Origin of the sequence: Scandinavium sp. (assembly GCF_032012665.1) — a bacterium.
In the GTDB taxonomy this organism is placed as follows: Bacteria; Pseudomonadota; Gammaproteobacteria; order Enterobacterales; family Enterobacteriaceae; genus Scandinavium.
The window spans coordinates 1-7,821 of record NZ_DALZVG010000046.1; the positions used below are offsets into that span (position 1 = coordinate 1).

Below are 7,821 nucleotides of genomic sequence, written 5' to 3' on the forward strand. Positions count from 1 at the left end.
CGCAGCGGGGAGTGTTCCCCGTATGCGAATATCATTCTCTGTGCTGGCGTCACCTTCTGAGGCCATCATGGACGCATTACTGCAACTCAAAGGTATCGATAAATCCTTCCCGGGCGTGAAGGCCCTTTCCGGCGCTTCTCTGAACGTTTACGCAGGCCGCGTCATGGCGCTGGTGGGCGAGAACGGTGCCGGCAAATCGACGATGATGAAAGTGCTGACCGGGATCTACAGTAAAGATGCCGGTTCGCTGCAGTGGCTCGGACAGGAAACCACCTTTAACGGGCCGAAGTCCTCTCAGGAAGCCGGAATTGGCATCATTCATCAGGAACTGAACCTGATCCCGCAGCTGACCATCGCCGAGAACATCTTTTTAGGCCGCGAGTTCGTTAACCGCTTCGGCAAAATCGACTGGAAAACCATGTACGCCGAAGCCGATAAACTGCTGGCAAAGCTCAATCTGCGCTTTAAGAGCGACAGGCTGGTGGGCGAGTTGTCGATTGGCGATCAGCAGATGGTCGAAATTGCCAAGGTGCTGAGCTTTGAGTCGAAGGTCATCATCATGGATGAACCGACTGACGCGCTCACCGATACCGAAACCGAATCCCTGTTCCGCGTTATTCGCGAGCTGAAATCCCAGGGGCGCGGCATCGTCTACATTTCCCATCGTATGAAAGAGATTTTTGAAATCTGCGATGACGTCACCGTATTCCGCGACGGACAGTTCATTGCCGAACGCGAAGTCGCAAGCCTGACGGAAGATTCCCTGATTGAGATGATGGTCGGCCGCAAGCTTGAAGATCAGTATCCGCATCTTGATAAAACACCGGGTGATGTGCGCCTGAAGGTCGATAATCTGTGCGGGCCGGGTGTCAACAATGTGTCATTTATCCTGCGCAAAGGAGAAATCCTTGGCGTGGCGGGCCTGATGGGCGCGGGCCGTACTGAACTGATGAAAGTGCTTTATGGCGCGCTGCCGCGCACCAGCGGCTACGTGACGCTGGACGGCCACGAAGTGGTGACCAAATCCCCGCAGGATGGCCTGGCGAACGGCATTGTCTACATCTCCGAAGACCGCAAGCGCGACGGCCTGGTGCTCGGCATGTCCGTCAAAGAGAACATGTCGCTCACTGCGCTGCGCTATTTCAGCCACTCGGGCGGTAGCCTCAAACATAAAGACGAACAGCAGGCGGTAAGCGACTTTATTCGCCTGTTTAACGTCAAAACGCCGTCGATGGAGCAGGCGATAGGTCTGCTTTCCGGCGGCAATCAGCAGAAAGTCGCCATCGCCCGCGGGCTGATGACGCGCCCGAAAGTGCTGATCCTTGATGAGCCAACGCGCGGTGTCGACGTAGGCGCGAAAAAAGAAATTTATCAGCTCATTAACCAGTTTAAAGCCGATGGCCTGAGCATCATCCTCGTCTCCTCGGAGATGCCGGAAGTATTAGGCATGAGCGATCGCATCATGGTGATGCACGAAGGGCATCTCGGCGGTGAATTCACGCGCGAGCAGGCCACTCAGGAAGTATTGATGGCTGCCGCAGTGGGCAAGCTTAATCGTGTGAATCAGGAGTAAGAAAGATGACTACCCAGGCTGTTGCTGGTCGCCGCTATTTCACCAAAGCGTGGCTGTTAGAGCAAAAATCGCTGATCGCCCTGCTGGTGCTGATCGCGATCGTCTCGACCATGAGCCCGAACTTTTTTACCGTTAATAACCTGTTCAATATTCTCCAGCAGACTTCGGTGAACGCCATCATGGCGGTCGGGATGACGCTGGTGATTCTGACGTCCGGGATCGACCTGTCCGTCGGTTCCCTGCTGGCGCTGACCGGCGCAATTGCAGCATCAATTGTCGGTATTGAAGTGAATGCGCTGGTGGCCGTTGCGGCAGCGCTTGCTGCAGGTGCCGCGATCGGTGCGGTAACGGGCGTGATTGTGGCGAAAGGCCGCGTACAGGCGTTTATCGCCACGCTGGTGATGATGCTGCTGCTGCGCGGCGTGACCATGGTCTACACCAACGGCAGTCCGGTGAACACGGGCTTTACCGATAACGCCGATCTGTTCGGCTGGTTCGGGATTGGCCGTCCGCTGGGCATCCCAACGCCAGTGTGGATTATGGCAATTGTATTCCTCGCCGCCTGGTACATGTTGCATCACACACGCCTGGGCCGCTACATCTATGCGCTCGGCGGCAACGAAGCAGCGACGCGTCTGTCCGGCATCAGCGTCAATAAAGTCAAAATTATCGTCTACTCCCTGTGCGGCCTGCTGGCTTCTCTGGCGGGCATCATCGAAGTGGCGCGTCTCTCTTCCGCGCAGCCGACGGCGGGCACGGGCTACGAGCTGGATGCGATTGCGGCTGTGGTTCTCGGCGGCACCAGCCTTGCGGGCGGGAAAGGTCGCATTGTTGGGACGCTGATCGGCGCATTAATTCTCGGATTCCTGAATAATGGTTTGAATTTGTTAGGTGTTTCCTCCTATTACCAGATGATCGTCAAAGCGGTGGTGATATTGCTGGCGGTGCTGGTAGACAACAAAAAGCAGTAATAACTGACATAACAGGACCTCTACAGATATGAACATGAAAAAACTGGCTACCCTGGTTTCCGCAGTGGCACTGAGCGCCACCGTAAGTGCTAACGCAATGGCGAAAGACACCATCGCGCTGGTTATCTCTACGCTCAACAACCCGTTCTTCGTCTCCCTGAAGGACGGTGCGCAGAAAGAAGCCGATAAGCTCGGTTACAACCTGGTCGTGCTGGATTCCCAGAACAACCCGGCAAAAGAGCTGGCAAACGTGCAGGATCTGACCGTACGCGGCACCAAAATTCTGCTGATTAACCCAACGGATTCCGACGCCGTGGGTAACGCCGTGAAGATGGCCAACCAGGCGAAAATTCCGGTGATCACCCTGGACCGTCAGGCATCCAAAGGCGACGTGGTAAGCCACATTGCTTCTGACAACGTGCTGGGCGGCAAAATTGCGGGCGATTACATCGCGAAGAAAGCCGGTGAAGGCGCGAAGGTTATCGAACTGCAGGGCATTGCCGGGACTTCCGCTGCGCGTGAACGTGGTGAAGGCTTCCAGCAGGCCGTGGCCGCACACAAATTTGACGTCCTGGCCAGCCAGCCTGCCGACTTCGACCGTACTAAAGGTCTGAACGTGATGCAGAACCTGCTGACAGCGCATCCTGACGTGAAAGCGGTCTTCGCGCAGAACGACGAAATGGCGCTGGGTGCACTGCGTGCATTGCAGACCGCCGGTAAAACAGATGTGATGGTTGTCGGCTTTGACGGCACGCCGGATGGCGAAAAGGCAGTAAATGATGGCAAACTGGCAGCGACGATTGCGCAGCTGCCGGAGCAAATCGGCGCCCAGGGCGTTGATGTTGCTGCTAAGGTACTGAAAGGTGAGAAGGTTCAGGCTAAATATCCTGTTGACCTGAAGCTGGTCATCAAGCAATAAGTCATACCGATTCAGGCCACCAAAGAGCCTGAGGGGACAACGTAAAAAGAAAAGCGTGGCATGCGCCACCGGGTTCCCGGTGGCGCTCTTTACCGGACACTCATGATCATGAATAACGCAGGCAACCTCGTCGTCCTTGGCAGCATCAATGCCGATCACATTCTCAACCTTGAATCCTTCCCGCGGCCAGGCGAAACCGTTACGGGCAGCCAGTATCAGGTGGCGTTCGGCGGCAAAGGCGCAAACCAGGCCGTGGCGGCCGGGCGCAGCGGCGCAAATATCGCATTTATCGCCTGTACTGGTGATGATGACACCGGCGAGCGCATCCGCAAGCAATTGGTCAGCGACAACATCGACGTCGAGCCCGTTACCGCTGTAGCCGGAGAATCCACCGGTGTGGCGCTGATTTTTGTTAACGGCGAAGGTGAGAATGTCATCGGTATTCATGCCGGGGCCAATGCGGCGCTCTCCACAAAGCTCGTGGCCGCGCAGGAGCAGCGTATCGCACGGGCTGACGCTTTGCTGATGCAGCTGGAATCGCCGCTGGACAGCGTACTGGCGGCAGCGAAAATTGCGCATCAGAATCAGACCCGGGTCGTGCTTAACCCGGCTCCGGCACGCGAACTCTCCGACGAACTGCTGGCGCTGGTGGATATCATTACCCCGAACGAAACCGAAGCTGAAAAGCTGACGGGCGTGAAGGTGGAAACGGATGAAGACGCGGCGAAAGCGGCGCAGGTTCTGCATGGCAAAGGTATCGAAACGGTCATCATCACCCTCGGTAGCCGGGGCGTGTGGGCCAGCCAGAACGGGAAAGGTGAACGCGTTGCTGGTTTTAAGGTGCAGGCCGTGGACACCATTGCTGCCGGAGATACCTTTAACGGTGCGCTGATGACGGCGCTGCTGGAGGATAAACCCCTGGCGCAGGCATTACGTTTTGCTCATGCTGCCGCGGCGATTGCCGTGACCCGCAAAGGTGCGCAGCCTTCCGTTCCGTGGCGTAAAGAGATTGACGACTTTCTTCGTCAGCAGGGGTAACGCTTGGCTACCATGAAGGACGTTGCCCGCCTGGCGGGCGTTTCCACCTCAACGGTGTCTCACGTCATTAATAAGGACCGTTTTGTCAGCGAGGCCATCACCGAAAAGGTGCTGGCGGCAATTCAGAACCTCAACTATGCGCCTTCTGCTCTGGCGCGTAGCCTCAAGCTTAACCAGACCCGCACCATCGGCATGCTGATTACCGCCAGTACCAATCCGTTTTATTCGGAGCTGGTGCGCGGCGTCGAGCGCAGCTGTTTTGAACGCGGCTACAGCCTGGTGCTCTGCAATACCGAAGGCGACGAACAGCGGATGAACCGTAATCTCGAAACGCTGATGCAAAAGCGCGTCGACGGCTTGCTGCTGCTGTGCACCGAAACGCACCAGCCTTCGCAGGAAATTATGCAGCGCTATCCCTCGGTGCCGACGGTGATGATGGACTGGGCGCCGTTCGACGGCGACAGCGATCTGATTCAGGATAACTCGCTGCTCGGCGGTGACATGGCAACACAGTATCTGATTGATAAGGGATACACGCGTATTGCCTGCATTGCTGGTCCTCTGGACAAAACCCCGGCGCGCCTGCGTCTGGAAGGGTATCAGGCGGCGATGCAGCGTGGTGGATTGCCGGTACCTGAGGGTTACATCATCACCAGCGATTTTGAATTTGGCGGTGGATTAACGGCGATGCAAAAGCTGCTTACTCTGCCGCAGCCGCCACAGGCCGTTTTTGTCGGTAATGATGCGATGGCCGTTGGCGTTTATCAGGCGCTGTATCAGGCTGGCCTGAGCATCCCGCGGGATATGGCTGTAGTGGGTTATGACGATATCGAACTGGCGGGCTACATGGCGCCGCCGCTGACCACCATTCACCAGCCAAAAGATGAGCTGGGTGAACTCGCCATTGATGTTCTGATCCACCGGATGGCTCAGCCCGGACAGAAACAGCAGCGTGTGCAGTTAACGCCCGAGCTGGTGGTGCGTGGGTCGGCTTAAGCCTTCTTGTGCCGCTCTTTAATCAGGTTGCGGCCATCTTTCGGTTTTAACAGCATAAAGGTCACTGCCGAGAGCACGGTGATTACGCCCATTGTAATAAAGGTGTAGTGGAACTGCTCGATGGTGTTGGCGCTGTCGAACCCTTCATAAAAGCGTAGTACCGCCGCGCTTATCGCCACCCCAAGGCTGATGGACAGCTGTTGCGTGACGGCCAGCACGCTGTTACCGCTGCTGGCGTTCTCATCCGTCAGGTCCGCAAGAGTAATGGTGTTCATCGAGGTAAACTGCGTCGACATCGCCATCCCCAGCACAAATAGCGGCAGGATCAGCATCCACACCGGCATGGACGGCGACTGCAGCGAGAACTGGGCGATCATCAAACCAATAAACACGGTGATCCCAACCAGCGTCTTCCTGTATCCAAGCACGCGCAGAACCTGGGTCACGACAGATTTTGCCAGAATTGACCCAACAGCCGTTGGCGCCATCATGCAGCCGGCGATCAGTGCGGGATAGCCAAAGCCAACCTGCAACATCAGCGGCATGAGGAACGGCACGCAGCCGGTTCCCAGTCGCGTTGCAAGATTGCCCACAATCCCTACTGAGAAAGTGCGCGTTTTAAACATCGGCAGAGCAATAAGCGGTGTCGGATGGTGGCGAGCGTGGCGAATATAAGAGAGTAAAAGAAGAATGCTGATGACGATGATGGCCAGCGCAATCCACGTCGATACAATTTTTTCGCCAAACAGCTCCATGCCGCTGGAGAAAAGCACCAGGCTCATGCCAAACAGCAAAAAGCCGGTTAAGTCGAAGCCGCGCCGCGGCGTGGTGAAGTTCGGCATATATTTGCGGGCATAGAGCAATCCGGCGATGCCAATTGGAATATTAATCAGGAAGATCCAGTGCCAGCTCGCCCAGGTCACCAGCACGCCGCCGAGCACCGGTCCTAAAATGGGGCCCACCAGTCCGGGCATGGTGACGAAGTTCAGAACCGGTAAAAGCTCGCTGCGTGGATAAGCGCGCAACAGCGCGAGGCGAGCTACCGGCATCATCATTGCGCCGCCAATTCCCTGAATAACGCGGAAGATAACCAGCTGCAACAGAGAGCCTGATAGCGCACAGGCCAGCGAACCGAGCGTGAACAGGCTTACGGCAATCATAAAAATACGCCGGGTGCCGAATCTGTCGGCCAGCCAGCCGCTGACCGGGATCAGCATTGCCACCGTCAGGGTGTAGCTGATAATGGCGGACTGCATCGCCAGCGGAGAGCGGTTCAGGCTGTGGGCAATGGCCGGCAGCGCGGTGTTCAGAATGGTGGCGTCCAGCGCCTGCATAAAGAAGGCCATTGCCGCGATCCACGGCAGGCCCGCCATACTGCGTGATTTCTTTTCTGTCATCTATTTACTGACCTGATCATTGGGTGCAGCTAACAACGCCTGGCAAGCCTGCCAGGCTCGCGGGCCGTCGCTGTCCTGAATGGCATCCACAATCGCCTGATGAAGATCGAGCTTCACTACTTCGTTTTGGGTGACGGCCGCGAAGTAGGTCTGATAGACCGAATGGAACAGTGAAGCAAAAGAGGTTAGAAACGGATTGGCGCTCATGGCGTAGATTTGCTCGTGCCAGGCCATATCGACTTCAATCCAGCGCTGGCGACTAAAGTGCCGCTTCAGGTAGATCATCTCCTCCATTAACGTATTCAACCGGGCTTTCTGCTCTGCGCTGCCGAGCGTGGCTGCCAGCATGCAGGCCTGAGGTTCGAGGCTGCTGCGCATCACGAGGAAATGTTCCACCACTTCCTCAAAGTTATTTTCCGTTAGCCACCAGGAGAGCAGCTCCTTATCGAGGAAGTTCCAGTCGCTGCGCGGCATCACGCGGGTGCCTATACGCGGTCGCGGCAGAACCATGCCTTTTGCAGTGAGCGTCTTAACGGCTTCACGTACTGCGGTGCGGCTCACGCCAAACTGTTCGCCAAGCTCCAGTTCGCCGGGGAGAATGCATTCCGGCGGATATTCACCGGTTAAAATCTTCTGCGCTAATTTTTCTGCAAGAACCCATGAAATGTTCTTCTGTGCTGCCAGCTGCTGCGCGCTTAAGGACATAGCCGTCATTCCTTATAGATAGATTTACCTGTCTAGTATGCCATTCAGTGACAAAATTCGGCGGTAAAATCAGCAGATAGCGCAATTAATGGCGCTTTTGTGGCTGCTTTGGTGAAAAAAAATGCGAACGGTAAAATAATTCAAATTTCCTCTTGTCACCTCAGAATAACTCCCTATAATGCGCCTCCACTGACACGGAACAACGGCAAACAAGCCGCCGGG

At 56.2% G+C, this 7,821-nt stretch carries 7 protein-coding genes; 5 read left to right on the plus strand and 2 right to left on the minus strand.

The features are described from left to right. Window positions 1-67: 67 nt before the first annotated feature. From rbsA to rbsR, 5 genes are all read left to right on the plus strand, one after another. Window positions 68-1,573: a ribose ABC transporter ATP-binding protein RbsA gene (rbsA, locus tag RTU33_RS21405; protein ID WP_312630080.1), complete on the plus strand. Its 1,506-nt coding sequence runs from the start codon at window positions 68-70 to the stop codon at window positions 1,571-1,573. A 5-nt stretch (window positions 1,574-1,578) separates the two neighbouring features. Next, window positions 1,579-2,544, plus strand: a complete 966-nt coding sequence (gene rbsC / locus RTU33_RS21410) for a ribose ABC transporter permease (protein ID WP_312630070.1) — start codon at window positions 1,579-1,581, stop codon at window positions 2,542-2,544. A gap of 28 nt (window positions 2,545-2,572) precedes the next feature. Beyond that, a complete protein-coding gene (gene rbsB, locus RTU33_RS21415; RefSeq protein WP_312630072.1) occupies window positions 2,573-3,463 on the plus strand; it encodes a ribose ABC transporter substrate-binding protein RbsB in 891 nt (296 codons plus the stop codon). Window positions 3,464-3,571: 108 nt separating this feature from the next. Beyond that, window positions 3,572-4,501 (plus strand): ribokinase, encoded by a 930-nt coding sequence (gene rbsK, locus RTU33_RS21420; RefSeq protein WP_312630082.1) that lies wholly within the window; start codon window positions 3,572-3,574, stop codon window positions 4,499-4,501. A gap of 3 nt (window positions 4,502-4,504) precedes the next feature. Continuing rightward, the gene (gene rbsR / locus RTU33_RS21425; protein WP_312630074.1) at window positions 4,505-5,497 is read left to right on the plus strand and encodes a ribose operon transcriptional repressor RbsR; all 993 of its coding nucleotides are present in this window, start codon (window positions 4,505-4,507) and stop codon (window positions 5,495-5,497) included. Here the strand turns inward: rbsR and mdtD are convergent. Both mdtD and RTU33_RS21435 read right to left on the minus strand, forming a co-directional pair. Continuing rightward, window positions 5,494-6,894: a multidrug transporter subunit MdtD gene (gene mdtD / locus RTU33_RS21430; protein WP_312630076.1), complete on the minus strand. Its 1,401-nt coding sequence runs from the start codon at window positions 6,892-6,894 to the stop codon at window positions 5,494-5,496. The two genes, rbsR and mdtD, sit on opposite strands and share 4 nt — an antisense overlap. After that, on the minus strand, window positions 6,895-7,599 hold the full coding sequence (locus tag RTU33_RS21435; protein WP_312630078.1) for a FadR/GntR family transcriptional regulator: 705 nt from the start codon (window positions 7,597-7,599) through the stop codon (window positions 6,895-6,897). Window positions 7,600-7,821: the final 222 nt, after the last annotated feature.